General features: G+C 57.4%; 24 protein-coding genes. 10 read left to right on the top strand and 14 right to left on the bottom strand.

Annotated elements, in window-relative coordinates; all coding sequences use genetic code 11:
• Positions 1-66: 66 nt before the first annotated feature.
• Entirely contained in the window at positions 67-636 is a 570-nt protein-coding gene (locus tag IBX51_RS02870) for a BLUF domain-containing protein (protein ID WP_291828523.1), read from the bottom strand.
• 191 nt (positions 637-827) lie between these two features.
• Between IBX51_RS02870 and IBX51_RS02865 the strand changes: the two genes are divergently transcribed.
• From IBX51_RS02865 to IBX51_RS02845, 5 genes are all read left to right on the top strand, one after another.
• The gene (locus IBX51_RS02865; RefSeq protein WP_291828521.1) at positions 828-1445 is read left to right on the top strand and encodes a trimeric intracellular cation channel family protein; all 618 of its coding nucleotides are present in this window, start codon (positions 828-830) and stop codon (positions 1443-1445) included.
• A 132-nt stretch (positions 1446-1577) separates the two neighbouring features.
• Positions 1578-2876 (top strand): NCS2 family permease, encoded by a 1299-nt coding sequence (locus tag IBX51_RS02860; protein ID WP_291828519.1) that lies wholly within the window; start codon positions 1578-1580, stop codon positions 2874-2876.
• 22 nt (positions 2877-2898) lie between these two features.
• Complete coding sequence (locus IBX51_RS02855) at positions 2899-3441, top strand: adenine phosphoribosyltransferase (protein ID WP_291828517.1); 543 nt, start codon at positions 2899-2901, stop codon at positions 3439-3441.
• 29 nt (positions 3442-3470) lie between these two features.
• Positions 3471-4133 carry a fumarylacetoacetate hydrolase family protein gene (locus tag IBX51_RS02850; protein ID WP_291828515.1) on the top strand — a complete coding sequence of 221 codons (663 nt, stop codon included), beginning with the start codon at positions 3471-3473 and terminating at the stop codon, positions 4131-4133.
• A 59-nt stretch (positions 4134-4192) separates the two neighbouring features.
• Complete coding sequence (locus tag IBX51_RS02845) at positions 4193-5497, top strand: AarF/ABC1/UbiB kinase family protein (protein ID WP_291828513.1); 1305 nt, start codon at positions 4193-4195, stop codon at positions 5495-5497.
• A 143-nt stretch (positions 5498-5640) separates the two neighbouring features.
• Here the strand turns inward: IBX51_RS02845 and IBX51_RS02840 are convergent, their stop codons facing one another.
• Complete coding sequence (locus IBX51_RS02840) at positions 5641-7044, bottom strand: FAD-binding oxidoreductase (protein ID WP_291828511.1); 1404 nt, start codon at positions 7042-7044, stop codon at positions 5641-5643.
• 189 nt (positions 7045-7233) lie between these two features.
• Between IBX51_RS02840 and serA the strand changes: the two genes are divergently transcribed.
• On the top strand, positions 7234-8463 hold the full coding sequence (gene serA, locus IBX51_RS02835) for a phosphoglycerate dehydrogenase (RefSeq protein ID WP_291828509.1): 1230 nt from the start codon (positions 7234-7236) through the stop codon (positions 8461-8463).
• A gap of 71 nt (positions 8464-8534) precedes the next feature.
• Here serA and IBX51_RS02830 read toward each other — a convergent pair whose 3' ends face one another.
• Together IBX51_RS02830 and IBX51_RS02825 are read right to left on the bottom strand one after the other, a co-directional pair.
• Positions 8535-9191 (bottom strand): OmpA family protein, encoded by a 657-nt coding sequence (locus tag IBX51_RS02830; protein ID WP_291828508.1) that lies wholly within the window; start codon positions 9189-9191, stop codon positions 8535-8537.
• Positions 9192-9246: 55 nt separating this feature from the next.
• On the bottom strand, positions 9247-10236 hold the full coding sequence (locus tag IBX51_RS02825) for an alpha/beta hydrolase (RefSeq protein ID WP_291828506.1): 990 nt from the start codon (positions 10234-10236) through the stop codon (positions 9247-9249).
• Positions 10237-10306: 70 nt separating this feature from the next.
• Between IBX51_RS02825 and IBX51_RS02820 the strand changes: the two genes are divergently transcribed.
• Positions 10307-11200, top strand: coding sequence for an alpha/beta hydrolase (locus IBX51_RS02820; protein ID WP_291828504.1), 894 nt, complete (start codon positions 10307-10309; stop codon positions 11198-11200).
• Here IBX51_RS02820 and IBX51_RS02815 read toward each other — a convergent pair.
• Genes IBX51_RS02815 through IBX51_RS02800 form a run of 4 tightly spaced genes read right to left on the bottom strand, consistent with a single transcriptional unit; the run spans position 11178 to position 15201 of the window.
• Positions 11178-11456, bottom strand: a complete 279-nt coding sequence (locus IBX51_RS02815; RefSeq protein ID WP_291828502.1) for a GIY-YIG nuclease family protein — start codon at positions 11454-11456, stop codon at positions 11178-11180. The two genes, IBX51_RS02820 and IBX51_RS02815, sit on opposite strands and share 23 nt — an antisense overlap.
• Positions 11449-12354, bottom strand: coding sequence for a DMT family transporter (locus IBX51_RS02810; RefSeq protein ID WP_291828500.1), 906 nt, complete (start codon positions 12352-12354; stop codon positions 11449-11451). The genes IBX51_RS02815 and IBX51_RS02810 overlap by 8 nt, the downstream gene beginning before the upstream one ends.
• Positions 12347-13732, bottom strand: coding sequence for a sigma-54 dependent transcriptional regulator (locus tag IBX51_RS02805; protein ID WP_291828499.1), 1386 nt, complete (start codon positions 13730-13732; stop codon positions 12347-12349). Before IBX51_RS02805 ends, IBX51_RS02810 begins: the two co-directional genes overlap by 8 nt.
• Positions 13729-15201, bottom strand: coding sequence for an ATP-binding protein (locus IBX51_RS02800; protein WP_291828497.1), 1473 nt, complete (start codon positions 15199-15201; stop codon positions 13729-13731). The genes IBX51_RS02805 and IBX51_RS02800 overlap by 4 nt, the downstream gene beginning before the upstream one ends.
• 221 nt (positions 15202-15422) lie before the next feature.
• Here IBX51_RS02800 and IBX51_RS02795 point away from each other — a divergent pair, with 221 nt between their 5' ends.
• A complete protein-coding gene (locus IBX51_RS02795) occupies positions 15423-15818 on the top strand; it encodes a DUF4168 domain-containing protein (protein ID WP_291828496.1) in 396 nt (131 codons plus the stop codon).
• Between the two features lie 174 nt (positions 15819-15992).
• The gene (gene dctP / locus IBX51_RS02790; protein WP_291828495.1) at positions 15993-17048 is read left to right on the top strand and encodes a TRAP transporter substrate-binding protein DctP; all 1056 of its coding nucleotides are present in this window, start codon (positions 15993-15995) and stop codon (positions 17046-17048) included.
• Here the strand turns inward: dctP and IBX51_RS02785 are convergent.
• From IBX51_RS02785 to IBX51_RS02775, 3 genes are read right to left on the bottom strand one after another with little or no spacing between them, the layout of a single operon-like run.
• On the bottom strand, positions 17045-17848 hold the full coding sequence (locus IBX51_RS02785) for a mechanosensitive ion channel domain-containing protein (RefSeq protein WP_291828493.1): 804 nt from the start codon (positions 17846-17848) through the stop codon (positions 17045-17047). The genes dctP and IBX51_RS02785 overlap by 4 nt on opposite strands.
• A 9-nt stretch (positions 17849-17857) precedes the next feature.
• The gene (locus IBX51_RS02780) at positions 17858-19069 is read right to left on the bottom strand and encodes a hypothetical protein (protein ID WP_291828491.1); all 1212 of its coding nucleotides are present in this window, start codon (positions 19067-19069) and stop codon (positions 17858-17860) included.
• A 19-nt stretch (positions 19070-19088) separates the two neighbouring features.
• Entirely contained in the window at positions 19089-19928 is an 840-nt protein-coding gene (locus IBX51_RS02775; protein ID WP_291828489.1) for a 23S rRNA (adenine(2030)-N(6))-methyltransferase RlmJ, read from the bottom strand.
• Between the two features lie 139 nt (positions 19929-20067).
• Here IBX51_RS02775 and IBX51_RS02770 point away from each other — a divergent pair, with 139 nt between their 5' ends.
• Positions 20068-21384 (top strand): MFS transporter, encoded by a 1317-nt coding sequence (locus IBX51_RS02770; RefSeq protein ID WP_291828487.1) that lies wholly within the window; start codon positions 20068-20070, stop codon positions 21382-21384.
• Between the two features lie 17 nt (positions 21385-21401).
• Here the strand turns inward: IBX51_RS02770 and IBX51_RS02765 are convergent, their stop codons facing one another.
• The 3 genes from IBX51_RS02765 to IBX51_RS02755 form a co-directional block, all read right to left on the bottom strand.
• Complete coding sequence (locus IBX51_RS02765) at positions 21402-21770, bottom strand: hypothetical protein (RefSeq protein WP_291828485.1); 369 nt, start codon at positions 21768-21770, stop codon at positions 21402-21404.
• Between the two features lie 42 nt (positions 21771-21812).
• Positions 21813-23453: a methyl-accepting chemotaxis protein gene (locus IBX51_RS02760; RefSeq protein WP_291828483.1), complete on the bottom strand. Its 1641-nt coding sequence runs from the start codon at positions 23451-23453 to the stop codon at positions 21813-21815.
• Between the two features lie 217 nt (positions 23454-23670).
• Complete coding sequence (locus IBX51_RS02755) at positions 23671-25710, bottom strand: PhoX family phosphatase (protein ID WP_291828481.1); 2040 nt, start codon at positions 25708-25710, stop codon at positions 23671-23673.
• Positions 25711-25810: the final 100 nt, after the last annotated feature.

Genomic DNA, 25810 nt, shown 5'->3' with positions numbered 1-25810 from the left:
ACATACTTGCACCATGAAGCAAATCAAGATCATTTATCGTTTCGCATAAGCCCTGCTGATAAAGCATCAGAGAAGTGTTGCGACCAAAACCAGCGCTACCACCAGGCAGGCCGCAGCCGATATCAAACCTACTTTCAGGCCCGGAGACAAGGTTTGCGGGGCGGGTGAAGTTATGCGCTTGGTTTCATCGTAGTTCACCGACTTCTGATCCAGGCTGGAGCGGCGGATCAGGTCGATCATTTCTTCGCACTGCTCGCTGTCAAAAGCCATCGGATTAAAATCTGGCAGTTTATGGCGGTTCAGAAAAGCCTGCACATCAGCCGAAGCAGGGACATACTTCATCGACCAGTTGGTGAACGTCGGGCTAGTAATCGGCTCTTCAATCAACGTGCGCACGTTGCGATGCCGGGGATCTTGCTGGATGCGCTGATAAGTCGCCCTTACCGCCTCTTCCTCACCCTCAAGGTACTGAAAAAAACGGTTATCCCCATAGTAAAGCCCGCCCACAACGCTCATTTTGGTGTTGTTTCTCCGGGACACCAGCAAGATACGGGCGACATGAGGCTCTACGCCTTTCTCCAGCGGTTTGGCTTCAAAGGCGGCTTCACTGGCATAGGCAAGGCGAATCAGTGGCATATTGTGGTACTCCGAATAAATGAAAGCGAGAAGATGATGACAATACGCCCTGATGCAGGCAGACAGATCACTACCCGATGGGTTGTCAGGCAACGACTGAGCCCGGATGAAACCCGGGCGAATTTCGGCTATTCTTCGCGCTCCTGATTTGAATGTGATTGATCCCGTAACTCTCAGCCCCAGAGCCACCCATGTTCGACATCATCTACCTACTTGAAATGATAGGCGTTGTAGCATTTGCCATTTCCGGCATGATTGTCGCTCGCTCGAAGAACATGGACCCCGTAGGTGTGTTTGCGATCGGATTTATTACCGCTTTGGGAGGCGGCACCCTACGGGATCTGATCATGGATAACCACCCTCTGTACTGGATCAAACACCAGGAACAGCCAATCCTGATCCTGGTCATGGCGGTGGTGTTCAGTTACTGGAGCCGCGCTCACGCCCTGAAAGAATCCCGAATCGTGTTCCCGGATGCGATTGGCCTGGGCATATTCTCCATTCTTGGTGCCCAATTGGCGCTGGATCTGGGCCACTCCTGGTTTATAGCCTCCATGCTGGGGGTGATGACAGGTTGTTTTGGCGGCGCACTGCGCGACACCCTGTGTAACGAAGTGCCCTTTATCTTCCGCAAGGATCAGATCTACGCTTCCATCGCGTTTGCCGGCTGCTGGCTGTATTTTGTGTGCCAGTGGTACCTCAAAAGCGAATCACTCGCCTTGACCATCGGGCTGCTGTTCATCGTGATAGTACGGATGTTGGCGGTGCGCTTCGATATTCGGCTACAGCGCGACCACACAACAAATTGAACCGTCAATCATCCCTTGGCCTCAGCTTCATGAGTCGGTAAGATTGCCGTTTTTTCACCCAGCTCACGTTTTCCGCAGCTAAACAGACACTCAAACCCCTAACCGCAGGCATCCTCAGAGGCAGCCATCGTCATGCTTGAACGACTGTTCCAACTCCGGGCCCACGGCACTACTGTTCGTAAAGAAGTGGTCGCGGGCATGACCACCTTCCTGACCATGGCTTACATCATCGTGGTCAACCCCAGCCTGCTCTCCTCCACCGGCATGGATTTTGGTGCGGTGTTTGTTGCAACCTGCCTGGCTGCGGTTATTGGCACCCTGATCATGGGCCTGTGGGCCAACTATCCAATAGCCCTTGCTCCGGGTATGGGTCTGAACGCGTTCTTCTCGTTCACCGTTGTCGGAAGCATGGGTTACAGCTGGGAAGTGGCTCTGGGGGCCGTCTTCATTTCCGGTTTCCTGTTCTTCCTGCTGAGCATCTTCAAGGTCCGGGAATGGATTATTAACTCCATCCCTTTGTCCTTGCGCTTCGGCATTTCTGCCGGTATCGGTTTTTTCCTGGCGCTGATTGCCTTGAAGAATGCTGGCATTGTAGTAGACCACCCCGCCACACTGGTCACCCTGGGTGATGTCAAAGTTCCGGAGGCTCTGCTGTTCTTCGCGGGTTTTGTGCTGATCTGCGCTTTGTCGTTCCGGCAAATCACGGGCTCGGTGATGATCGGCATCATTGCCGTAACCGTCGGCGCCATGATGCTGGGCATGGTGGAGTACCAGGGTCTTGTGTCGGCACCGCCGAGCATTGCACCGACCTTTATGCAGCTTGATCTGGCTGGCGCCCTGAATGTGGGCATGATCAGCGTGGTGTTTGCCTTCCTGTTTGTCGACCTGTTTGACACCTCCGGCACCCTGGTAGGCGCTGCCCAGAAAGGCGGCCTGCTGGATAAAGACGGCAAACTGCCGCGCCTGGGCCGGGCGCTGATGTCTGACTCAGTGGCGACGATGTCGGGTGCTGCCCTGGGCACTTCCACCACCACCAGTTATGTGGAATCCACCGCCGGCATCGCCGCTGGCGGCCGTACCGGCCTGACGGCCGTGGTTGTCGCCCTGTTGTTCCTGGCCTGCTTGCTGTTCTCGCCCCTTGCCAGCGTGATTCCTCCCTACGCCACCGCTCCCGCGCTGCTTTACGTGGCCTGCCTGATGGCCAGCGGACTGAAACTGGTGGATTGGGATGACATCACCGACATCGCTCCAGCTATTGTTACCGCCCTGATGATGCCACTGACGTTCTCCATCGCAGACGGCATTGCTTTGGGCTTTATTACCTATGTCGCCGTCAAGGCTCTGGCCGGTAAATGGTCTGACCTCAACTGGAGCGTCACCACCATCGCTGCCGTCTTCGTCCTGAAATTTATGTTCCTTGATGTGGCGTAAGCCGCACCCGCACAGGTGAGTTATGGATTATTTTTCTGAAAGCATTAAAAAAGCCATTCGCACCGTGCCGGACTGGCCCAAGCCTGGCGTGTCCTTCCGGGACATCACTACGGTCCTGCAAGACAAAACGGCCTTCCGCAAGCTTATCGACGCTTTTGTGCACCGTTACCATGGTCAGCACATCGACGCCGTTGCAGCGGTTGACGCTCGTGGCTTCATCATTGGCTCCGCCCTGGCCTATGAGCTAAACGCATCGCTCGTTCTGGTGCGCAAGAAGGGCAAACTACCCTTCGACACGCTGGTGGAGGACTACGAACTGGAATACGGTACGGCATCGGTTGAGCTGCACAAAGACGCGTTCAAACCCGGCGACAAAGTCGTTCTGGTCGACGACCTGATCGCGACCGGCGGCACCATGCTGGCAGCCACTCGCCTGATCCGCAGAATTGGCGCAGAAATCGTAGAAGTGGCTGCGATGATCGACCTTCCCGATCTGGGTGGTTCCCACAAGTTACAGGAAGAAGGCCTGCAGGTTTATACTGTGTGTTCATTCGAGGGGGAATAACCCTTTCTTCAGAACCACCGGAGACGACCATGTCCGATTATCAGCATCACTGGAAAGACGGCACGCCCGTGCACCTGCCGCTTGGCAAAATCGTGTGCATTGGTCGCAACTACGCCGAACACGCCCGTGAGCTGAACAACCCTGTGCCGGACGAGCCGCTGTTGTTTATCAAACCGGCCACCGCAGCGGTCCATATCACCCGACCTCTGGATTTTCCCAGAGAAAAGGGCGATGTTCATTTTGAAACCGAGCTGGCTGTACTGATAGGCCGCCCCCTCACCCACGCCTCAGCCAGCGACGTGGAGAGCGCTATTCTTGGCTACGGCCTGGCTCTGGACCTGACACTGCGGGATGTTCAGAGCAAACTCAAGGAAAAGGGTCAGCCCTGGGAACGAGCCAAGGGTTTTGACGGCGCCTGCCCGCTGTCCCCTTTTGTTGCAGCCGACCAGCTCCCCAAAGGCCATATCCACTTTACGCTGGACATCGACGGCCAGCGCCACCAGACCGGAAACAGCCGTGATATGCTGAATCCGATTGTGCCGCTGATCGCCCATATGAGTAGCCAGTTCACGCTGCTGCCCGGGGACGTTGTACTGACAGGAACGCCAAAAGGCGTAGGGCCACTGGTATCAGGCCAGACCTTGTCTCTGGAGCTGGAAGATGTGCTTTTTGTGGAAACGACAGTGGTCTGAATTGCCCGCCTGAACGCATATTCAGGCGAACCTTCTGTATCAGGGATACCAGCACCACCATGGCCAGGAAACCGGTTACTTCACGCACAGGGCGATTTTTCAAGCTGGCAGGTATGACGGCATCCGTTGCCGGCCAATACGCTGGCCAGAGAGCCCGGCGCATGTTCCGTTCGGTAGATGATGAGGGTGCTCAGAGCGAAAGCTACACCCGAATGGCGGATCAGATTGCCGACACCCTTGGGGAGCTGAAAGGCGCCGTGATGAAGGTAGGTCAAATCGCCTCTCAGACCCAGGACTTCCTGCCCAAGGAGTTTTCCCAAGCCCTCGAGAAACTCCAGAAAGAAGCCCCGCCCATGCCTTTCGAGGTCATTTTGGAGCAGGTGGAAAGCGAACTGGGCAAACCGGTCAGCGAACTGTTCGAGTACCTGCAGGAAACTCCGTACGCTTCTGCCTCCATCGGCCAGGTGCACCGGGCACGGTTGCACGACGGCACCGATGTTATCGTTAAGGTTCAGTACCCCGGCGTCGACCAATCCTGCGATTCCGACCTCAAGCAGCTGCGCCTGGCACTGAAGCTGGGCGGTCTGCTGAAGATGCCGAAAGAAACCGTCGATCAGTTGTTCGGCGAAATTCGCTTGCGCCTGAAAGAAGAACTGGACTACGAAAACGAAGCGCGCAACCTCAAGCTGTTCCAGGAGTTCCACAAAGACCAGCCCTGGGTAATCATCCCCGAGGTGATCAACAGCCACTCCACCCGCCGTGTCCTGACCCTGGGATTGGTGGAAGGTGATCACGTCAGCAAGGTCACGCCTGAGCGCTATAGCCAGGACACCCTTAACCTGATCGGCCACCGCATCTTTACCCTCATGGCCGACCAGCTGTTCCGGTTTCAATGCATCCACGGTGACCCCCACGCCGGCAACTTTGCCTACCGGCCTGATGGCACCATCGTCATGTACGACTTTGGCTGTGTGAAGAAGCTCAAGCCACACATTGTGGAAGCCTATCGTAAAGCCCTGCTGGCCGCCCTGAGCGAGGATTACTCGGCGCTGGACCGTCACCTGATCGACCTGGGCGCCCGGGTAGATAACCAGCCGGCGGTCGACGAAGCCTACTATGCGATGTGGCGGGACATTCTGATCGTTCCGTTTATGGGCGATGAGCCCTATGACTATGCCGAAGCCGACATCCACAAGCAGGTCGCAGCGAAGACCAGCACGGTGTTCAAGTACCTGGATTACTTCAAGCCGCCAGTGGAAAGCATTTTCGTGGACCGCATGATTGCAGGGCATTACTGGATGCTGAAGCGACTGGGTGTTCAGGCGGCGTTCAGATCGGAACTGGAGAAATACCTCCGAAATTAAGGCCTGCCCGGGAGATGCCGACTATCGGGCATAGTGACGCTATCGCGGAAGGTTGAGAGACCACTTTCGGCGCTGATGCCAGCGCCGGCGAGTACTGCGATGTGTTCCTGCACCCGCCGGAGCTCCTCTGTGAACGATCCGGATCAGTCGAAGATTTTACCCGGGTTCATGATGCCGTTGGGATCGAACACCTGCTTGATACCACGCAGATAGGCGATTTCCGCCTCGCTGCGAGTGTACTGCAGGTAGGGCTTTTTGGTCATGCCAACGCCGTGTTCCGCGGAGACACTGCCCTGATAGCGTTCGACGATCTCGAACACCCACTTGTTTACCTGCTGGCATTTTTCGAAGAAATCTTCGTTGGCCATGGCTTCCGGTTTGAGGATGTTGAGGTGCAGGTTGCCGTCACCGATGTGGCCAAACCAGATAATCTCGAAATCGGGATAGTGCTCGGTGACCACGCTGTTTATTTCCTGCAGGAAGCCCGGCACTTTGGACACCACCACAGACAGGTCGTTCTTGTAGGGCGTTCTGGGTGCGATTGATTCGGAAATCCGCTCCCGCAGCTGCCAAAGGTTCTTGGCCTGGGTTTCGCTCTGGCTGATCACGCCGTCCAGCACCCAGCCTTTCTCCACACACTCTTCGAACAGGGCCAGGGCGTCGCCCATCGCCTGGTCAGACGCCGCTTCGAATTCCAGCAGCGCGTAATACGGCGCCTCGGTCTCGAACGGCGCCTGCACCTGACCGTGCGCCAGTACATGCCCCATGGCCTGGTGGGAGAAGAACTCGTAGGCGGTCAGATCAAGCTTGCTCTGGAACGCCTGCAACACATCCATGGTGTTGGTGAGATCGTTCAGGCCGAGCACCAGCACGGTCAGGTCGTCCGGCGTGCGGGTCAGCTTCATGGTGGCTTCAGTGATGAAACCCAGCGTGCCTTCGGCGCCGATAAACAGATGGCGCAGATCGTAACCGGTGTTGTTCTTGGCCAGGTCCTTGTTCAGATCCAGAATATCGCCCTTGCCCGTCACGACTTTCAGGCCAGCCACCCAGTCCCGGCTCATACCCCAGCGAATCACCTTGATGCCGCCGGCGTTGGTGGACAGGTTGCCGCCCAGCTGGCTGGAGCCGGCCGAGGCGAAATCCACCGGGTAATACAGGTTATTGTCCTCGGCGAAGTTCTGTAGCTGCTCGGTCACCACACCGGCCTGACAGCGCACGGTGCGATCACTGGCGCTGAACTCCAGGATCTGGTTCATGTTGTCAAAGGCCACCACCACCTCGCCATTGGCGGCCACCGCACCGGCACTCAAGCCGGTACGCCCGCCGGACGGCACCAGCGCAACCTGATGTTCATTGGCAAACTTTACCAACGCCTGCACCTGCTCCGTGGTCTTGGGCAAGGCAATGGCCAGGGGCTTGGGCGGATAGATTTTGGTCCAGTCCTTACCATAGGTGTCGAGGTCGGCCGGATCGGTCAGCACTTTACCCGGGGCATCACCGGTCGCCATCAGTTCTTTGAGGGAAGCAATGATCTGTTCGGAATTCATGGATGCATCAGTCTCTTCAGGTTAGGGCCGGGCCGGAGAGGAACAAATTCACCGAGAATTGATTCAGGCCATCCGGCGCGCTGTGAAAGTCTCCGTTTATGGTATCATACCGCCCCTGTTCTGTGAGCCAGACTAACGATCCCTGGCCACGGGTCATTTCACATGACGAAAGGTTCGGAAGCAAAGCCCATGTCAAAAACGTCTCTCGAAAAGAGCAAAATCCGGATCCTGCTGCTGGAAGGCGTGCATCAATCTGCCATAGATACCCTTAACGCTGCGGGCTACACCAACATCGAGTATCTGAGCCATTCATTGGGCGAAGAAGAGCTGATCGAGAAGATTGCCGATGCGCACTTCGTTGGTATCCGCTCGCGCACCCAGTTGACAGAGAAGGTATTTGAAGCCGCCAAAAAACTGGTGGCCGTGGGCTGTTTCTGTATTGGCACCAACCAGGTGGACCTGCAGGCGGCCACCCGCCGCGGTGTTGCCGTGTTCAACGCACCTTTTTCCAATACCCGTTCGGTGGCGGAGCTGGTGCTGGCCCAGGCCATCCTGCTGCTGCGCGGTGTCCCTGAGAAAAGCGCCAAGGCCCATCGCGGCGAATGGCTGAAGTCGGCCAAGAACAGCTACGAAATTCGTGGCAAGAAGCTCGGCATCATCGGTTACGGCAACATCGGCACCCAGTTCAGTGTGCTGGCCGAGGGCCTGGGCATGGACGTCTACTTCTACGATGTGGTGTCCAAGCTGTCGATCGGCAACGCCACTCAGGTCGGCACCCTGCAGGAACTGCTGAACATTTCCGATGTGGTGTCGCTGCACGTGCCAGAAACGCCGGCCACCAAGTACATGTTCAAGGCCGAACAGTTTGCCCAGATGAAGCCTGGCTCCATCCTGATGAACGCCTCCCGCGGCACGGTGGTCGACATCGACGCCCTGGCCGACGCGCTGCGCTCCGGCAAGCTGCTGGGTGCGGCCATTGACGTGTTCCCGGTCGAGCCCAAGTCCAACGAGGAAGAGTTCATCTCGCCTCTGCGCGAATTCGATAACGTGATCCTGACCCCGCACGTGGGCGGCTCCACCATCGAAGCGCAGGAAAACATTGGCCGCGAAGTCGCTGAAAAGCTGGCCATGTACAGCGACAACGGTACGTCCGTATCGTCTGTTAACTTCCCGGAAGTGGCGCTGCCGTCGCATCCGAACCAGCACCGCTTGCTGCACATTCACGAGAACGTGCCGGGCGTGATGTCCGAGATCAACAGGGTGTTCTCCGAGAATGGCATCAACGTGTGCGGCCAGTACCTGCAAACCAAGGAAGACATTGGTTATGTCGTCATTGATGTCGACAAGGCCTACGGTGAGCTGGCGCTGAAGAAACTGCTTCAGGTGAAAGGCACCATTCGCTGCCGCGTACTCTTCTGATACAGTTTTGACAGCTGTAAAAAAACCCCGCAGGCTTTCGCCTCCGGGGTTTTCTTTTGCTGGTCAGGTAATTACTGCATGGGCACCAATGTCAGCTCAACCCGTCGGTTTTGCTCACGTCCGGATGCTGTGTCATTAGAGGCGATCGGATAACGCTGCCCGTAACCCACGGCTCGGGTCCGGCGTGGTTCGATGCCCTGGTTGAGCAGGAAGTCGCGGACCGATGAAGCGCGACGCTCAGACAACAGCTGGTTGTAGCTTTCTGCGCCCGTGCTGTCGGTATGACCCTCAATCTGGATGATGGTTTTATCAAACTCTTTGAGCACCAAAGCAACGGATCCCAGCGTGTCATTGAAGCCGGGGCGGATGGTCGACTGATTGGTATCAAAGGTCACGTTACCCGGCATCACCAGCTCAATCTGGTCACCGTTACGCACCACACGAACGCCGGTGCCTTCCAATTTGTGACGCAACTCTGCTTCTTGGCGATCCATGTAGTAACCGATACCACCACCAACCGCTGCACCACCGGCGGCGCCGATCAGAGCACCTTTGCCACGATCACTGCGGCTGGACGTTGCGGCACCGACGGCTGCACCACCAATAGCACCAATGATGCTACCTTTGGTCGCGCTCGAGGTTTTTTCTTCGCCGGTGTAAGGGTCGTACGTCATGCAGCCACTAAGGCCAACCGTTGCCATTGCAAAGGCAAGAATCGTTTTTTTCACTGTTATCTCCTGCATAGTTTCCTGACTGGCCAACATCTTATCCCGAAGGCCATGATTATTCCGTGAATGTGTCAATAATGGTGTTAAACACCGTTGCCTGCAAATCCTGCGCTTCGTTCACAAGATGGTGACGTCCATCGGGGATTCTTTGTTCCCTGACGGACGAAAATTTATTTCTGAGAATCCGGAGATTGTGTTGCCAATCGACCGTCAGATCTTTTTCACCCTGAACGACGGTGACCGGAAAATCCACCGGCCTCGCGGACTCAATGTGAGGCACCCACTTGCGCAAAGCACTCACCCAGTCCACATGCACTGCTCTGGCTTGCAATGGGTCGTGTTCCCGAAGAAAGCGAAGGAAGCGGGTGTTGCCACTGTTTGCCCCGAATACCCTGCGCCATCGGCTCAGAAACGGTTTGGCCAGACTGTGCAGAATCTTTGCACCCAGCCATCCCATAGGTCGTACCAGCGGTGCCAGCAGCACCACCTTTTTGAATTCAGAGGTTGTCTGGCTATGATGGTTCGATAGCAGATAATCGATCAGAATCGCTCCACCGGTACTCTGCCCGACGGCAAACCAGGGGCCTCGTATTTTTTCCCGGATTTGAGCCATCACTTCAGACAAAACCGCCTGGTACTCAAGAAAACTGCCAATAGCGGCCGGCGTGCCACTCGAGAGGCCGTGCCCCGGTTGGTCATACGCCAGCACATCAAAGCCCGCACCAAGGCACCGGTCAATCAACTGGGTATACAGACCCACATGGTCAAAATAACCATGCAGAATGAAGACCGTACCCTTGGGTTTTTCGGCTTCCGGCAGGTGAAAGTAATGCACCATAACTTCATGCTTTTCAGCCTGAAGATAGCCCTGATGGTAGGTGATCCCTGGATGTTCCACCCACAGATCCAGACCATAAAATCGGCAATAGGCGTCCATCTCAGCGCTCAGCTTCCGTTTGGCAGCCGGATCGAAAGGCTCCAGACGCTCCAGCAGAGAATGTCTGTTCCAATTCGGTATTTCGATGGTATCTGTTTTCCAGTACACGTAGAGTTAAACGCCCGTCATGAATCAACAATTGACGGTCATCCTAACGCATTCACGAGGGAGAACACAGATGTTCCAGCCGCTTCTTGAAGCCGGGTTGCGCCAGACTATGCAGCGGATGGTCCGCCCGATGCTCTCGAACGTTGTGCCTCTGAAATGGCAGCGCCAGTTGATCCGCCAGGCTTACCGGACATCAGTACCGCCCCGCAGCGCACGATTCACCCTTGATGACCTGGGTAATGTGCCGGTGATTCGGACGGTGGCAACGCCGGAGACTCGCGGGGTAATTATCTATCTGCACGGCGGAGGTTACATCATTGGCTCTGCCAACACGCACAAAGGCATCACCGGTCACCTGGCAAAGCTCTCAGGCTGTGAAGTCATAACGCCGGAGTACCGACTGGCCCCGGAGCACCCTTTCCCGGCGGCCCTGGACGACGCGGAATCGGTTTACCTGGCACTGATCAGCCAGGGCCAACCGGCTGGCTCTATCGCGCTGGCCGGCGATTCTGCAGGGGGTGGGCTGGCGCTGGCGTTGACCATGCGGCTGCGTGATCATCAGCAGCCCTTACCATCCTCCATCACCTGTTTTTCGCCCTGGACCGACCTCAGCCAGGCCAACCTTTACCAGCCAGAGTGCGAACCGGTACTGCAAGAGACCTGGACAGCCAACGCTGCCAAACTGTACGCGGCCGGCGAGCCACTGACCAACCCCTTGATCTCGCCCTTGCATGGCAATCTGACCGAGCTGCCACCGCTGCTGATTCAAGTTGGCAGTCAGGAAATACTGCTCAACGATGCCAGTCGCCTGGCCGACGCGGCCAAACGGGACGGTGTCGAAACCCATCTGGAAATCTACAACAATCTCTGGCACGTTTTTCAGGTGCACTGCGGGCAACTGGCCAGGGCGACACAAGCGGTCACCGTTGCAGCACATCACATCAGGCGTCATCTGACAGGCTGAACTCGCCTTTGATCAACGCCTCTTTACGCGCCTTGGGCCAGCGTTTTACCTGCCATTCCAACTTTGACGCCAGGCTCCGATCGCCAGCCGGAGCCTGGAAGACGAGAGTCAAAGGCCCCTTGCCCCGTAAACTGCGAGCGCCTTTCGGTGCTCCCGCCTGATGTTCGGCAAATCGCCGGTCTACGTCGGTGGTGATGCCGGTATAAAGACTACCCGACGCTGTGCGCACCAGGTACAGGTACCAGGAGTTACTCATGGTTCAGCAACTGCTCCCGCTTTCGCGTTTTCATTTGCTGTAACCAGAGCCCAGCCATAATCAAGGTAAGCCCCACGTAAGTGGAGGGAAGAATAACTTCGCCAAGAATGAAATAGATAAACACCAGTGACAAAAAGGGCGAGATGAAAATCAGGTTACTCACTTTCGACGTGTTTTCTGCTTTTTTCATCGCCTGTGACCAAAGTACAAACGCAATACCCATCTCAAACACCCCAACGTAGACCGCAGCCGCCAGCGACCCACCCAGTGGCAAGCTAAGACCTTCGGTGTACCAGCACGCCAGCGCAATAAAAGGCAATCCGAACAGAAAATTCAGGAACAGGCCGATCACCGGATCCCGGGTATCACGGGTGGCAATAATCCAGTAGCCGGCCCACACCACGGTACTGCCCAGCGCCAGAGCGACGCCCAGGGGGTCTGAAAAGCTGAGCGAGGTGACCGCACCACGCGTGGCAATCACCACTACGCCGGCATAACACACCAGCCCCGCCAGAACATCAATAAGACGCAGTTTTTGACCCAGAAAAGGCACCGACAGGTACGCCAGCACCAGCGCCCAGGTGTAGTTCAGTGGCTGAGCCTCTTGGGCCGGTAATCGGTCAAACGCACCGAACAGCAAGAAGTAGTACAGGCAGGGATTGATCAATCCCATGCCGATAGATTGCAGGTATTGCCCTCTGGTGAGCTGAAACACCCAGGCCCAGCGGCCCTGAATGACCAGAATCATGCCCATAACAAGGACCGAGGCCGTGCAGGCGACCAAGAGCATCTGCACCGGTGCCAGGTCAGCCAAGGCGAGCTTGAAGGCCGTTGCCACCGTCGACCACAGCAAAACCGTGGCCAGGCCATACATCATGGCCTGCTTTTGATCAGGCATTGCTTTGCCCCGCCTCGGCGTCCAGCCAGCGATACAGCGTACGGCGATTTACGCCCAGTATCTGAGCCGCCCGGCGTTTGTTGCCATCCACAGCTGCCATCACCCTGCGCACATAATCCTGCTGCACGGACTCCAGCGTCGGCCATTCAGACAGATGGGTTCCTCCCGGTGCAGGGGTGGGTTGAGACGTTCCACTCTGGCGCTTACGGATGCGCTCCGGCAGATGCTCCGGCTGAATGGTGTCGCCCTCACAAAAGGTCACGGCTCGCTCAATGGCGCTGGACAATTCCCTGACGTTACCCGGGAACGGGTAATCTCCGATCACGCTGAGCGAGACATCACTGAGTTTGATAAAACCACGGTTATGGCGCCGGCAGGCTTCTTTCAGAAAATGCATGGCAAGCAGCTCGACATCTTCACCGCGCTCTCGCAAAGGCGGCACATTCAGGCTCAGGGTTTCGAGGCGGTAGTACAGATCTTCCCGGAAGTCCCCCTGTTCTACCGCCTTCATCAGATCGACATGGGTTGCGGCCAAAATTCGCACATCCACCGGTTCTTCATGATCAGACCCAACCGGTTTAATGGAGCCTTCTTGCAATACTCGCAACAATTTGGCCTGAAGGGCCAGCGGCATCTCGCCAATTTCATCCAATAACAAGGTGCCACCACTGGCTTCGGCAAACAGCCCCTTGCGAGCCTGCCTGGCACCGGTGAACGCCCCGGCTTCATGGCCAAAGAACTCGCTTTCCATCAAATCCGGGGGAATGCCCGCGCAGTTAACTGCCAGAAACGACTGCCCGTCCCGCTCACTCTGTTGGTGTACCGCACGGGCAACCAGCTCTTTGCCGGTGCCACTCTCACCATTAATCAGCACCGCAGCCTGACTCCGGGCAACCTGCCGGATCTCTGCGCGCAATCGGGCCATGGCCGGACTATCCCCCACCAGCCCGAAATTATTGTCGCTATGCTGGCTGGCCTGAATTTCGGCCAACTGCCGATTGATGTCCGCTTGAGCCAACAGTCGTTTTATCTTCAGGCGCAGGTGATCGGTCGACAGCGGTTTGGTCAGAAAATCATCTGCACCGGCTTTTAACGCCTCCACCGCCTGATCAACCGTCCCGAACGCGGTAATCACGATAAACGGAATGCCCGGGTGTTCGGCCTGCTGAAACGCCAGCACCTGCATGCCATGGCCATCCGGTAAGCGAAGGTCAGAGACTATCAGAGACGGGCGTTGATCCCGGAGTTGCTGGCAGGCCTCACCGACAGTGCCGGCACGGTGCATGATGTAACCGTCCATTTCCAGCTCTTCTGCCAGCAGCTGACCAAGGCTCTGATCATCCTCGACCAGTAAGATGGTACCGGCTGTCTTGGTCATACCCCATGCTCCATCGGAAAATAAAGGCTTATTCGGCACCCGCCCAGGCTGCTTTCGGTAATCTCTATGCGCCCGCCGTGTTCTTTAAGAACACTGTTGACCACGGCCAACCCCAGGCCGGTACCCTCCCCGGCGGGCCGGGTACTGTAAAAGGGTTCGAAGACTTTTCCCCGATCAGATGCCGGAATACCCGGGCCATCATCCTCTACCCGAATCTCCCAGCTGTGGTCTGATTGATGCGCAGACACCTTTAGTTGATCCCGGGCCGACTGGCAGCCGTTGCGAATAACGTTCAGGCACGCCAGGCCCACCCGCAACGGCTCCGCCCGGGCCGGCATTGACTGATCCAGCCCGTCTGTCTCAATTCGGCACCGGTTGCAGCGATCGTCCTCGGATATTCGCACCAGAACATCCTGCAGCACATCGGACAAATCCAGCGGCCGCCGGGAATCGGGAACATGACGAAAGCAGTCCAGGAGCTGCTGGATAATGGCCGTCATCCGACTAACCTGATGATCAATGTCGTCCAGGTGCCGTTGCTGGTCGCCTGGCAATCCGGACCGAGCCAGTATTCGGGCCCGGCCCTGAATGACGTTAAGCGGCGCGCCCAGCTCATGGGCCACCCCGCCGGCAACGCGACCGATCATCGCGACTTTTTCCTGATACTCCAATTGCTCGGCCAGAGCTCGCTCGCGGGCGATACGGTCCTCAATCTCAGACTCCGCAGCGTCCATCCTCCGGCCCATGCTGGCGATACCCTGATGAATCTGGCGCAGCTCTCTCGGGCCCGCCATTGGCGCACTCAACAACCACTTTCCGGGTGCCAGTTGCGCCATATCCTCCATCAGACTGTTCACATGCCGCCCGACGGTGCGGTAATGACCCAGTACCACCACCAGAATGATGATGACCGCCAACACGGACCAGATACCAACCGCCCACCAACGGCTTGACGCCACCAGATCATGAAAGTCGCTGCGCTGGCGCGTAACCTGGAGTAGCCCCTGAATGCGACCATCCTCACCCACCAGCGGAGTAAACTGGGAAAAAACCGACTCCCCATCTACTCGCCGGAACGCCCCGCCCAGCTCACCACTGGCGATTACCCGTTCCGCACTGACGCTGTTGGTAACGTCAGCATCGGCCACACCAAGACTGGCAACCCGGTCACCTTGTTCATCAAAGACCGAAGCACCGGATATTCGGCCAATCTGGAAAATGGACTTAAGCGATTCTCCGAGCACCAACTGGTCTTTTTCCGCCAGTGCGTTTGAAACCGGCCCGCTGACGGCACGGGCAACCAACTCAAGATCTTCACGAAGACGTTCATTCAGGGCTTTCTCAACAGAACCCAGGCCGATGTATATGGCAATGCCACTGAACAACAACAACGGCACCACGATACTCAAAACCAACGTCAGCTGCAGAGACCGGAACAGATCACCTAGCCGGCGACCGAAAGGAACCATAGATGTTTCCCAAACAAGAGTGTCACACCCTTTGTGCCACATGTGACATTTCGCCACAACCCGGATTACTTGACCTTAACAAACAAAAATCTATAACTTATTGTTTTTATTATACTTAATTTTTTATTTGGGAGTTGGCACGGCACTTGTTTGTATCAATGTGAACTCAATCAATTGGCGGAATTTGAAATGTCGTCCGCCACATCGTAAGGAGCTTGTTCATGAATAAACTGCTTATTTCCGTAACCGCTTCACTTGCCCTGCTCGCTGCCGCCCCTGCCATGGCCCAGCAAAGTTCACAGCAGGATGCTGCAGCCTCTCAGGGTTCAGGCTACGCCGACCCAGCCGCCGGTGCCCAGAGTGCCGACTATAACGATGCTGAGCTGAACCAGTTTGTCGAAGCGCAGAACGGCGTGATGGAAGTCCGTGAAGACTATATCGCCAAGATCGAAGCTGCTGATTCCCAGCAGGAAGCTCAGGAACTTCAGATGGAAGCCAACGATCATATGGTGTCTGTTATTGAGGATGCCGGTATGGACATCCCCACCTACAACGCCATCGCTACGGCTTACAGCAGCGACCCCGAAGTACGGAACCGTATTGACGCCCTGATGTAAATCCCGAGCCAATCCGGTTCGTCCTTCAGCCCCGCACAGAGCGGGGCTTTTTTATGTTTGAAAGAGCGGTCTCAACATACGCGAGGATCCACCAACGGCATCATCTTGTGTTACCGTTTCAGATAAAGAAAACGCACCCTTTGCACTTCTGTTCCGGAGCGGAGCCCGTCAGTCATGATCAAAATACACCACGGCCTATGGCCCGCGCTGGCGATGCTGGCGCTGCTACTTTCCGGATGCTCTGAGGACACGCCTTCATCCGACCAGAGCAAGGCTCAGACCGGCGCTGACAAATACCCGACCACTTGGCGTTTCGCGCTGGAAGAAATCGAAGGCAGCGTACAGCATCTTTACGCAGAGGCCTTCCGGGAGCATATCGAAAAAGTATCCGAAGGCCGCATTGTGGTCGATGTATTTCCGTACGGCTCCCTGGGCACATCCACACAGCTTACAGAGCTGGCCCGCAATGGTTCGATCAACCTGGCCTTTGCTTCTCCCGGCCACCTGGCCGACAACGTACCCGAAGCCGGGTTGTTCAACCTTCACTTTCTGCTCCCGGATAACCCCGAAGAAACACGAGACCTGCTACAGGACCCGGCGTTTATCTCCCATTTTCAGCAGCCGTACCGGGAGGCCGGCTTGCAGCTGCTCGGGTTTGTTTCTGAGGGCTGGATGACCTGGACCGCCAACCAGCCGCTCCGCTCTCTGGATCAGTTTCAGGGCCTGCGCATTCGCACCATGACCTCCACCATGGCGGCAGAAAGCTACCGAGCCTATGGTGCCGAGCCGGTTCAGACGCCTTTTTCCCAAGTCTACAGTGATCTGCAACTGCGAAAAATTGACGGTCAGACCAACCCTGTCTTCGCCGTTGAGGAAATGGACTTTAATGAAGTACAGTCCACATTAACCATGGGCCGGGCGTCGCAGTTTGTGGCTTCGGTTGTGGCAAACGATGACTGGTACGACGAACTTCCGGAGCAGGAGCGCACCTGGTTGAACCAGACCATCAGGGACTTGGCAGAACACGCCTGGAAAAGCCAGGAAAGGCTGAATCAGCAGCGTCTCGAACGCATGGTAGAGAAAGCCGATATTCAGGTCATTCGCCTGAACGATGAAGAGCGTGAGCGCTTCCGGCAGGCCAGCTTGCCCGTGCGGGAGCGCTTTCTTGAGATGACCGGAGCACAAGGCCAGGTGTTGCTGGATTACGTTGAAAACTGGCCTCAGCCCTAAACCGGCTTGGTCACCCGTTTTGACACCATACGCACCCCCTCATTGGCACAGACCGCGGCTGCGCGAGCGGTAAGGTCGGAAATAAAGCAACTTTGCTCTTTCGGTTCCAATGGGTAGGCTTTTAGACGGTAACGCATTGCATCATCCGTCGCAGACACGGTCACGATCACCGGCTGATAGGTTTTGGTCAGCGGGCAGGTGAACACCGCATCCCGAAAAAGATTCTGCATTCGCGCCACATCGTGATTCGGGTCAAGAAACAACTCGGCAACACACATCAGGTTGTCTGTGCCGTCGTTACCATTGGCCAGTAGTGTGGTCCACAACAAGCTGTGGGGAATGACCACCACGGTGTCATCCAGCGTGACCATTTCCGCAGCTCGGGTGCCGATCGAGCGCACCTCGCCATACTGACCGTTCACCTCAATCCAGTCTCCGGGACGGTAGGGCATCTCATAAAGCGTGACGATCCCGGCAATCAGGCTATTGGCGTAATCCTTGAACGCAAAACCCAGGGCCAGGCCCAGTGCCCCGAAGACGGCCACCATGTTCTCAAACGACGGCTCTACCAGAATCGGCACCACCGTCACGATGGTCAGAACAATGATCAACAATCTCAAAAGCGGCACGGAGGCGAGCAGATACCGCCGGATCTTGCCGCTCAGTTTGCTGGCAAACGCCGGTATCAGCTTCTGGACCAGCATGATCAGCAACCACGCGACAACCACCACTACCAGTGCCTCCAGCAGGGCGTCCGTGGTGATGGATGAGAAGGTATCTTTAAAACCAAAACCGTCCATTGTGCTCTCCTAGAAGCCGTCCACCGGATAACCGCAATCCTGCAGATGTTTACGCACGGCCGGGTAGCCCAGCGGCGTCACTTCATACGTCCCAGACGCCTGATTCAGGTTGACCAGATCTGCCCGCAAAAGCTTGGCCAGCGTCAGGCAGACTTCCTGTTCTGGCAAGCTGGTAACCAGGTGCAACTGCTCCGTGGTGAGGCCGCCATGCAACAGCAGAGCATGCAGAACATGACCGGGTTGCCGGCCCACACTGTGGGGCGCCGAAGGCAGGCTCAGTTGATCCAATGCCACCACCCAGCATTGTCGCCCTGCAATAATGGCAGGCTCTTTCTCTTCTTGCTCACCGTCTTTTTCAGGCCTCGCTCGCAAGGTACGCTGCCAGATGGCCAGGGCAACACCCCGATTGCCCCTGGCCAGCGTGGCAAGGTCTTGGGTAAAGCTGCTGTATTTAACGGTGGTTTTTCCCTCTGGGGCGGGCAATACATACAGCCCGTCGTGGGTCATTCTTGCAGCTACTTTGTGCCCTTCCCGATCGGACGCCAGGTAGTCAAACCAGCGGGTCATTTGCTCTCCGGTGAGCGGGGCCAACGTATAGGGCACCAAACTTAGCTCCGGCAGGTACTGAACCCAGAATTGCCAGCACCAACTGGAGCAGCCAACAACACCATTGCCGGCTTTATCCAGAGCTATCCGGGCAAAAAACTCCCGCAACAGGTTCAGCCCCGACTGATGGCGCAACCAGAAGTCCGCCAACTCCGGCACCACCCAATCACCACCCGCCAACTGCTCATTCCACCACGCCGCTGCATCCTGCTCTGTCATAAACAGGTTATCCGGTGGCGTCAGTTTCCGGCGTTGGCTGTGACGCAACGCCTCCGCCACTCCGGAAAATGGCGGGGCCACCAACAAACTCACGTTGCGGCGCTGCGTGCCAGCCTGCTGGAGCTGACACAACTGCTCGTTAAGTGCCGTTGCCAGCAGACCGGGATCAGGCTCTGGCGCAAACGCCCGCAGTTTTTCACCCGCCAGCACCGGCAAGTCATCCAGACTCTGGAAAGCCTGCTCTTCCGGGCTGACCCCAACCCGAAGCTGCATCACAATATCATTCAAGGCGCCCCTAACGGATTTCCGCACCGAGGTTTCCGGGGTCTTCCACTGGTCCAGTAATATCAATCCGCCGGGCAGATAAGGATGATCCTGAGCCGTTTCGTTCGTCAATGCTGCCACTCCCACCAATTCATTCCGGAACCAACCAGGTCTGGGATGCCGTCAGCCCAAGCCTGGCGCTTCCCTGCAGATCTTTCATCATAGCCTCAAACCGTGATTCAAACCCCCAGGGAGGGTTCACCACCAGCATGCCGGAGCCCACCATGCCGCGTTCAGGCGGCTCATCAAGCATCACCTCGCTGCGCAGTATCTTGCGCACAGAGCCTTGCTCCAGAGCATCAATCAGTCGTTTTTCCAGCCCACTGGTGAGTATGGGATACCAGATAAGATAGACCCCATGGCGGCACTTCTGCCACGCCCGCACCAGGGTATCTGCCACCTGAGCGTAGTCGTCCTTGATTTCATAGGAGGGGTCAATCAGGGTCAGCAATCGGGGCTGGGCTGGCGGCAACCGTTTCAGCAGGCCTTGCAGGCCATCTTGCTGCATCACCCGAACACCCGCCCCGACCGCCCAGGTTTCGAGGCTGCGCCCTTCAGACGGATGCAACTCAAAGGCGGTGACGGCATCGCCGGGCCGCGCAAGCTCGGCCAACCAGGCGGGCGACCCGGGATAGCTCTGCAACTGGCTACCATCAACCGTATGCCGGCTCAGAGTATCCAGCATGAGCTGCCAGTCTGCCGACGCCAGGCTTTGGCGAACCCGCCACAGCCGATGAATGCCGCCATCGGCCTCGGCGGTTTTTCTGGCACGCTCACTGGTCAAATCATAGAGCGCGCTGCCGGCATGGGTATCAAAACAGGCGATCGGCGATTGTTTTGCCTGCATCATGGTCAGCGCCAACGTTAACGCGGCGTGTTTCTGGACATCGGCATAGTTTCCAGCGTGGAAGGCATGAAGGTAACTCAGCATATCGGGCTCCTGATCTCAGGTGCTCATTAGGCATGACTCGCTGAAGACAGGCAACCTCCTCAGCGCGACGCTGGCGTCTGCGTGATGTTGAATAGCCACTGGGCCTGCTATGCTTGCCGCCGACGCCCGAGGAGGATGCATGTTGTCCAGCCAGAACCAAACCAAAATCGACCGCCTTTACGGCCTGATTGCCAACGAAGAAGACGCCAGAATCTGCAAAGACATTCCCGACGAAGCCTGCCGGGAAGTGCCAAGAAATTTCTTCCTGATTTTGGCCGCCAATGTGCTAACCAAGCTGGGTGATTTACTGATCAGTCCTAAAACCGTGCTGGCCTGGATGATGAGCGCGGTTGGCGCACCTGCACTGGTCGCCTGGCTGGTGCCAATCCGGGAATCCGGCTCTATGATTCCGCAAATGGTGATCGGCGCCTGGGTTCGGCGCAAAGCGGTGCGCAAATGGTTCTGGACGCTCGGCAGCTTTGGCCAGGCGGTCAGCGTGGTGGGCATGGCGGCCAGCGTGTGGTTTCTGGAAGGTTACGCCGCGGGCCTTGGCATTGTGGCAGGCCTGATCGGATTCTCCCTGGCCCGGGGGTTCTGTTCCGTGGCGATGAAGGATGTGCAGGGCAAATGCATTCCCAAAACCCGGCGTGGCCGTCTCTCCGGACTGGCCACCACCCTTGGCGGTTCCCTCACGGTGGCCATGACCGCGCTCTTGTTCTGGGATCGCGGCGACCCAACCCTTGGCTTCTATACTTTGTTGCTGTTACTGGCGGCGTTGCTGTGGATCCTTGCCGGACTGCTGTTTGCGGGAGTTGAGGAGTTGCCCGGCGAAACCGGCGGCGGCAACAATGCCATGACCGAGGCCATCCAAAGCCTGTCCCTGCTGCGGGATGATGCGCCCTTCAGACATTTTGTCGTCACCCGTGCGCTGCTGCTCTGTTCCGCTCTGGCGTCGCCCTACTTTGTGGTGCTTGCCCAGCGGGAGTCTGATGCTGGCTGGATGCTGGGCGTGTTCTTGCTGGCCAGCAGCCTGGCCAGTTCAGTCAGTGCCAGTTTCTGGGGCTGGGCGGCAGATACCTCTAGCCGCAGAGTGATCATTCGGGGGGCGACCATGGCCAGCCTGATTTGCCTGCTGGTCGGAACAGCCGCGCTGGTGTTCGGCACCGGGGTTGGCGGCGCCTGGTTCTATCCGATTGCGTTCTTTGTTCTGAGCATTGCCCATGCCGGCGTGCGCCTGGGGCGAAAAACCTATCTGGTGGACATGGCGGGCGGCAACAAACGCACCGACTACACCGCCGTCAGCAATACGGTGATCGGGGTTCTGCTACTGATTACCGGTGGCCTGACCGCGGCTTTGTCGCTGATTTCAGACATTGCGGTCATTATTGTACTTGGCTTGATGGGCCTGGCCGGCACCCTCAGTGCCGTGCGGTTGAGAGAGGTCACTGCTGACTGACCGTCGGCCACGGCCCATTACTCGGGAGCCTTGCCGTCATTCAGGGCCAGGGCACCTTTGACGATGCGATAAATAACCCAGATGGCCATACCCAGAAGAATAAACCAGCCGATGATCAGCGCCAGAGTAATCGTGCCGATCACCAACCACAGCAGGCCGATCCAGAAGGTACGGATTTGCCAGCGAAAATGGGGCTCAATCCAGGTGCCGCGAACCTCGTCCAGTTTGACGTAGTTGATGATCACCCCGACCAACGCTGTGATCCCGCCAAGGAAGAACGAAAGCCCCTGGAGAATGTAAACGAGAATGGCCAAATTACGGGCAGGGCCGGCCCCCTGCGGCTTGTTCTGCTCAGATTCGACGGGAATAAACTCGGGTTCAGCCACACGCGACTCCTTTAGGCAAAACCCGAAGCATAGCAGCCAACCTCAGTGCCCGGAAGGCCGGTAACCAACCCGGAAACCACCCCAGTGCTTGCCATTAACATAAATGGGCACAGACAGGTCGTGCATGATTTCACCGGTATCTCGCCGATAGGTTTGTAGCAGCATATCCTGGGTGTGGCTGCCGCAGCGAATACCCGTGCGATCATTGAACAGGCGCTTGCTTCGGCTTTTCACCAGATCCACTTCCGGGTTACCAGTGGGCGGGTGAGCAAAATCCCGGTTGTGGGTTGGCACGTAGCCGTCCGGGGCGCAGGCAATGGAGAACACCACCGCATCGTGGGAATTCTTGATGCTCTCCTGCACCGTTGGCAACACCTGATCGGTAAAGCGGTCGAAGGCGCTGCTGTATTGCTGGGGGTCGGTATTCGGAATCGGGTTACGTTTCTTGTCAAACAACGCCGACTCGCTGAGTTTGCCGTCTTGAATGGCCTGCGCAAACAGCTTGCCGATCTGTTGTGCGCCGGCCTGGGCCTGATCATAGAAGGACCGGTGATAGCTCTGGCGGCTGTTCAGTGCGAAAGCCGCATTGGCGTTTTCTGCCAACTCCATCAGCGTGGCCGCCTGACCCGCCAGTGACGCCACACTGCTGTCGCTCTCGGCCATGTGATCGCGCACCGATTCGATGGCCGAGAACACCTGCGCCAGACTCTGCTCGTTGGCCTGGTCAATCTCCGCAATGCGGGCGACCTGTTGCTGCACCCGGTCGGACTGGTCACGAATCAAGTCCAGCTGGGCCCCCACACTCTCCACCGACTCCAGGCCCTGCTCCACCGAGCGGGCCAGGTCTTCAATGCGGGCAACGATCCGTGAGGTATCGCCCTGAATCTCCTGCAGGGTTTCTGACACCTCGCCGGTCGCCTGGGCAGTCCGCCCGGCCAGCTGACGAACCTCATCGGCCACAACCGCGAAGCCCCTGCCCTGATCACCAGCCCGGGCGGCTTCGATGGCCGCATTCAGCGCCAGCAGGTTGGTCTGCTCGGCGATGCCCTGGATGGTACTGGTCACGCCCTGAATCCTGGTGGATTTTTCATTGAGCGCCTGGATCAGGCTCAGGTTTTCAGCCGACTGCTGATGCACAATCCGCACACTGTCAATCGCAGACACCAGCGCCTGGCGCCCCTCCACACTTACTTCCCGGTTTTGCAGAGCCATCGTCGCGGCATTGGTGGCCTGCTCGGAGGATTCCCGGACAGACTCGGTGATCTTGCCGGCGTAATCGGCCATCTGGGCGGTTTCTTCCACCTGGCGGTCCAGGCGCTTTTTCACCTGATCAGCGGCATAGGACACTTCGGCGGCCGAAATCGCATTCTTGTCTGCGCTACCAGACAGGGTTTCCACCAACGCCTTGCCAGCACGGGCATGCTCCAGCAACTGCTGGCACTGCACGCTCAAAGGGTGGTCATCCGGAAGTGAGCCGTCGTTCAACCCGGCAATGCCTTTCTCGGTCGGTTCCAGCACGCGCACGATCAGATAGCCCGCCGCCACCGCGAGGCCAAGCACCAGGCCGATCAACAGTGACGCCGTATCCAGCCCTAACAACGGAGCCACCCACAGGCAGACGATGGCAAGCGCAACGGCAATGCCCACCCCCCAAAGAATTGCAGCGCGATCGAGTAAACCCATGGTGCCCTCTTCTTTATCATTGCGTACGCAAACATTTTGTTATTTAAGGCCAGCGTTGAGAGTAAAGAATTGATACAGGTTAATAACTGCTACTTTAGTGGATTCTGGATGCCACTATTGTCCTCTTGACCGGGTTATCGGCATTTTTAACGAAAACTGTAGCAAAAAACCCGCGCCACAAGGGCGCGGGTTTTCGGGCGAGAGGCCTGACGGAGCGTTAGCTGCCGATCTTGCCACCGTCATCCTTGGTGATCACCACCGTGGCAGAGCGCGGAATGTTGTTTCCGCCAAACGGCCAGCTGCTGTTGAAGTTACCCGCCGCAAACGCTTCGGGTGTGGTCGTTGCACCCGGGTGCTGCACGTTCATGAACATGGTGCGCTGATCGGGCGTGGTGATCACACCGGTGATTTCCTGCCCAACAGGCCCGGTCAGGAAGCGGCGCAGAACACCGTTCGCCGGATCGGCCGCCAGCATCTGGTTGTTACCAAACTCTGCGAACTCACGCTGATTCTGCGAGCCCTCACCGATGTCGGTCTGAATCCAGAGGCGGGCATCGGCGTCAAACCAGAGACCGTCCGGATTGACGAACTTCTGATCTTCATCCAGACCCGCCTGATTGAACTCAGAATCATCCTGCGGTCCGCACAACAGGAAGATATCCCAGCTGAACGATGTCGCAGTACCAGACTCATTACCTTCCTGCCAGCGAATGATATGCCCCCAGCGATTGTCAACACGGGGGTTGGCGGTATCCGCTTCGGTGCGGCGGGTGTTGTTGGTGAGGGCAAAATACACTTCCCGTGTTGTCGGGTGAACAGCGCCCCACTCTGCACGGTCCATCTTGGTGGCACCGACGGCATCGGCAGACTCGCGGGTACGAACCAGAACGTCAGCCTGACTGGTAAACCCGTTCGCCGGCGTCAGTGCACCCAGGCCAAATACCAGCGGGAGCCACTGGCCGGAACCATCTTCATCAAACTGGGCAACATACAGGGTGCCAGAGTCCAGCAAATGGCCGCCCGCCGTCGCCGCATGGTAAGGCTGGGCACTGACGAACTTGTAGATGTATTCGAAGCGGGCATCGTCACCGGAGTAACAGACAACCGGCTGGCCTTCAACAGCAGGAGCAAACACAACACCCTCGTGGGCGAACCGGCCCAGGGCTGTGCGTTTTACAGGCTTGTAACTGGTGTTGTAAGGATCGACCTCCACCATCCAGCCAAAGCAGTTCGGCTCGTTACGGAAATCGTCCGTTGCCGTCGTGCCAGTGGGCGTAACGTTAAAGCGGGTGTACTGCTCTTCGCCGCTTTCCGCCTGCTCCCAGGCGTAGCGCGTTGTGCCGGAGGCGCGAACGCCGTAACGGCTTTGCGCCACTGTGCGCTCGGTATTCACAAAATACCCGGCCCAGTTTTCTTCAGACATCAGGTAGGTATTCCACGGCGTCACCCCGTGGGCGCAATTGTTCAGGGTGCCACGGGTTTCAGTGCCGGCCGGGCTGTACTTGGTTTTAACATAATCGGAGCCGCGAACAGGCCCGGACAGCTCCATCGGGGTCAAAGCAGTGATTCGGCGGTTGAAGGCATCGCCGGGGATACGCGCCCACTCGCCGGCGGCATCTTTACGGACACGGTAGATGGACACGCCATGCGCGTTCATCTCGCGGAGTACCTGGTCCGTCTCGCGGGTGTTGTCATCATTAATCGGGAAGGTACCCCGGCCAAACGCCTGCCCCTGAGCCGCCTGATGCATGTAACGAGGCTCAATGTACTCATGGTTCAGCACCAGCAGGCCGTCTTCAGAGCTGTCTTCGATCGGGAAGTAGTGCAACCCGTCGTGATGCGAGCCGATCTGGGCAGCCTGATCCGCTCCAGTGTTATTTAATGAAAATTCCGGGAAGTTTCCGTTATTGGCAAGAATCGGATCCCCCCAGGCACCGATGGCCTTGGTCGAGTAACCCTCCGGCACAACGATTGAATCGCCCTCACCGATCGGCACCGCCCGGAAACCGATCAGATCTGCCCCGCCATTGCCGCCTTCGGCACCCACTGTGCTGCCGGATGAACTGGAGCCACCGCATCCGGTGAGGGCCGCGCCGCCAAAGATGCCCGCCACCGCCGCAGCCAGGCCGCCTTTCAACACACCACGGCGTGCCAGACGGGCTTCAAGAATTGAACCGAAGGTGCGGTTATCAGATATATTGCACTCAGGTTCGTAGTTGGGATCCTGATGCACGGGGTTCAGGTTACGTTCGTCCATGGTTTTTCTCTCTTCGCGAGTTGTGGTTTGGAAACCCGATGGTCGAACATCTTCATTGCGGTTGATTGACGGTTGTGTGGCAAATACAGGTCATGTTTGT

Source organism: Marinobacter sp., from assembly GCF_014859525.1.
In the GTDB taxonomy this organism is placed as follows: Bacteria; Pseudomonadota; Gammaproteobacteria; order Pseudomonadales; family Oleiphilaceae; genus Marinobacter.
Note: the sequence above shows the minus strand (reverse complement) of the source record. Positions and strands in the feature narration are given on the sequence as shown.

What these genes read in the sequence shown, in the direction of transcription:
- IBX51_RS02870 (WP_291828523.1), bottom strand. Translation starts at nt 636, where the DNA reads ATGCCACTGATTCGCCTTGCCTATGCCAGTGAAGCCGCCTTTGAAGCC.
- IBX51_RS02865 (WP_291828521.1), top strand. Translation starts at nt 828, where the DNA reads ATGTTCGACATCATCTACCTACTTGAAATGATAGGCGTTGTAGCATTT.
- IBX51_RS02860 (WP_291828519.1), top strand. Translation starts at nt 1,578, where the DNA reads ATGCTTGAACGACTGTTCCAACTCCGGGCCCACGGCACTACTGTTCGT.
- IBX51_RS02855 (WP_291828517.1), top strand. Translation starts at nt 2,899, where the DNA reads ATGGATTATTTTTCTGAAAGCATTAAAAAAGCCATTCGCACCGTGCCG.
- IBX51_RS02850 (WP_291828515.1), top strand. Translation starts at nt 3,471, where the DNA reads ATGTCCGATTATCAGCATCACTGGAAAGACGGCACGCCCGTGCACCTG.
- IBX51_RS02845 (WP_291828513.1), top strand. Translation starts at nt 4,193, where the DNA reads ATGGCCAGGAAACCGGTTACTTCACGCACAGGGCGATTTTTCAAGCTG.
- IBX51_RS02840 (WP_291828511.1), bottom strand. Translation starts at nt 7,044, where the DNA reads ATGAATTCCGAACAGATCATTGCTTCCCTCAAAGAACTGATGGCGACC.
- serA (WP_291828509.1), top strand. Translation starts at nt 7,234, where the DNA reads ATGTCAAAAACGTCTCTCGAAAAGAGCAAAATCCGGATCCTGCTGCTG.
- IBX51_RS02820 (WP_291828504.1), top strand. Translation starts at nt 10,307, where the DNA reads ATGTTCCAGCCGCTTCTTGAAGCCGGGTTGCGCCAGACTATGCAGCGG.
- IBX51_RS02815 (WP_291828502.1), bottom strand. Translation starts at nt 11,456, where the DNA reads ATGAGTAACTCCTGGTACCTGTACCTGGTGCGCACAGCGTCGGGTAGT.
- IBX51_RS02810 (WP_291828500.1), bottom strand. Translation starts at nt 12,354, where the DNA reads ATGCCTGATCAAAAGCAGGCCATGATGTATGGCCTGGCCACGGTTTTG.
- IBX51_RS02805 (WP_291828499.1), bottom strand. Translation starts at nt 13,732, where the DNA reads ATGACCAAGACAGCCGGTACCATCTTACTGGTCGAGGATGATCAGAGC.
- IBX51_RS02800 (WP_291828497.1), bottom strand. Translation starts at nt 15,201, where the DNA reads ATGGTTCCTTTCGGTCGCCGGCTAGGTGATCTGTTCCGGTCTCTGCAG.
- IBX51_RS02795 (WP_291828496.1), top strand. Translation starts at nt 15,423, where the DNA reads ATGAATAAACTGCTTATTTCCGTAACCGCTTCACTTGCCCTGCTCGCT.
- dctP (WP_291828495.1), top strand. Translation starts at nt 15,993, where the DNA reads ATGATCAAAATACACCACGGCCTATGGCCCGCGCTGGCGATGCTGGCG.
- IBX51_RS02785 (WP_291828493.1), bottom strand. Translation starts at nt 17,848, where the DNA reads ATGGACGGTTTTGGTTTTAAAGATACCTTCTCATCCATCACCACGGAC.
- IBX51_RS02775 (WP_291828489.1), bottom strand. Translation starts at nt 19,928, where the DNA reads ATGCTGAGTTACCTTCATGCCTTCCACGCTGGAAACTATGCCGATGTC.
- IBX51_RS02770 (WP_291828487.1), top strand. Translation starts at nt 20,068, where the DNA reads ATGTTGTCCAGCCAGAACCAAACCAAAATCGACCGCCTTTACGGCCTG.
- IBX51_RS02760 (WP_291828483.1), bottom strand. Translation starts at nt 23,453, where the DNA reads ATGGGTTTACTCGATCGCGCTGCAATTCTTTGGGGGGTGGGCATTGCC.
- IBX51_RS02755 (WP_291828481.1), bottom strand. Translation starts at nt 25,710, where the DNA reads ATGGACGAACGTAACCTGAACCCCGTGCATCAGGATCCCAACTACGAA.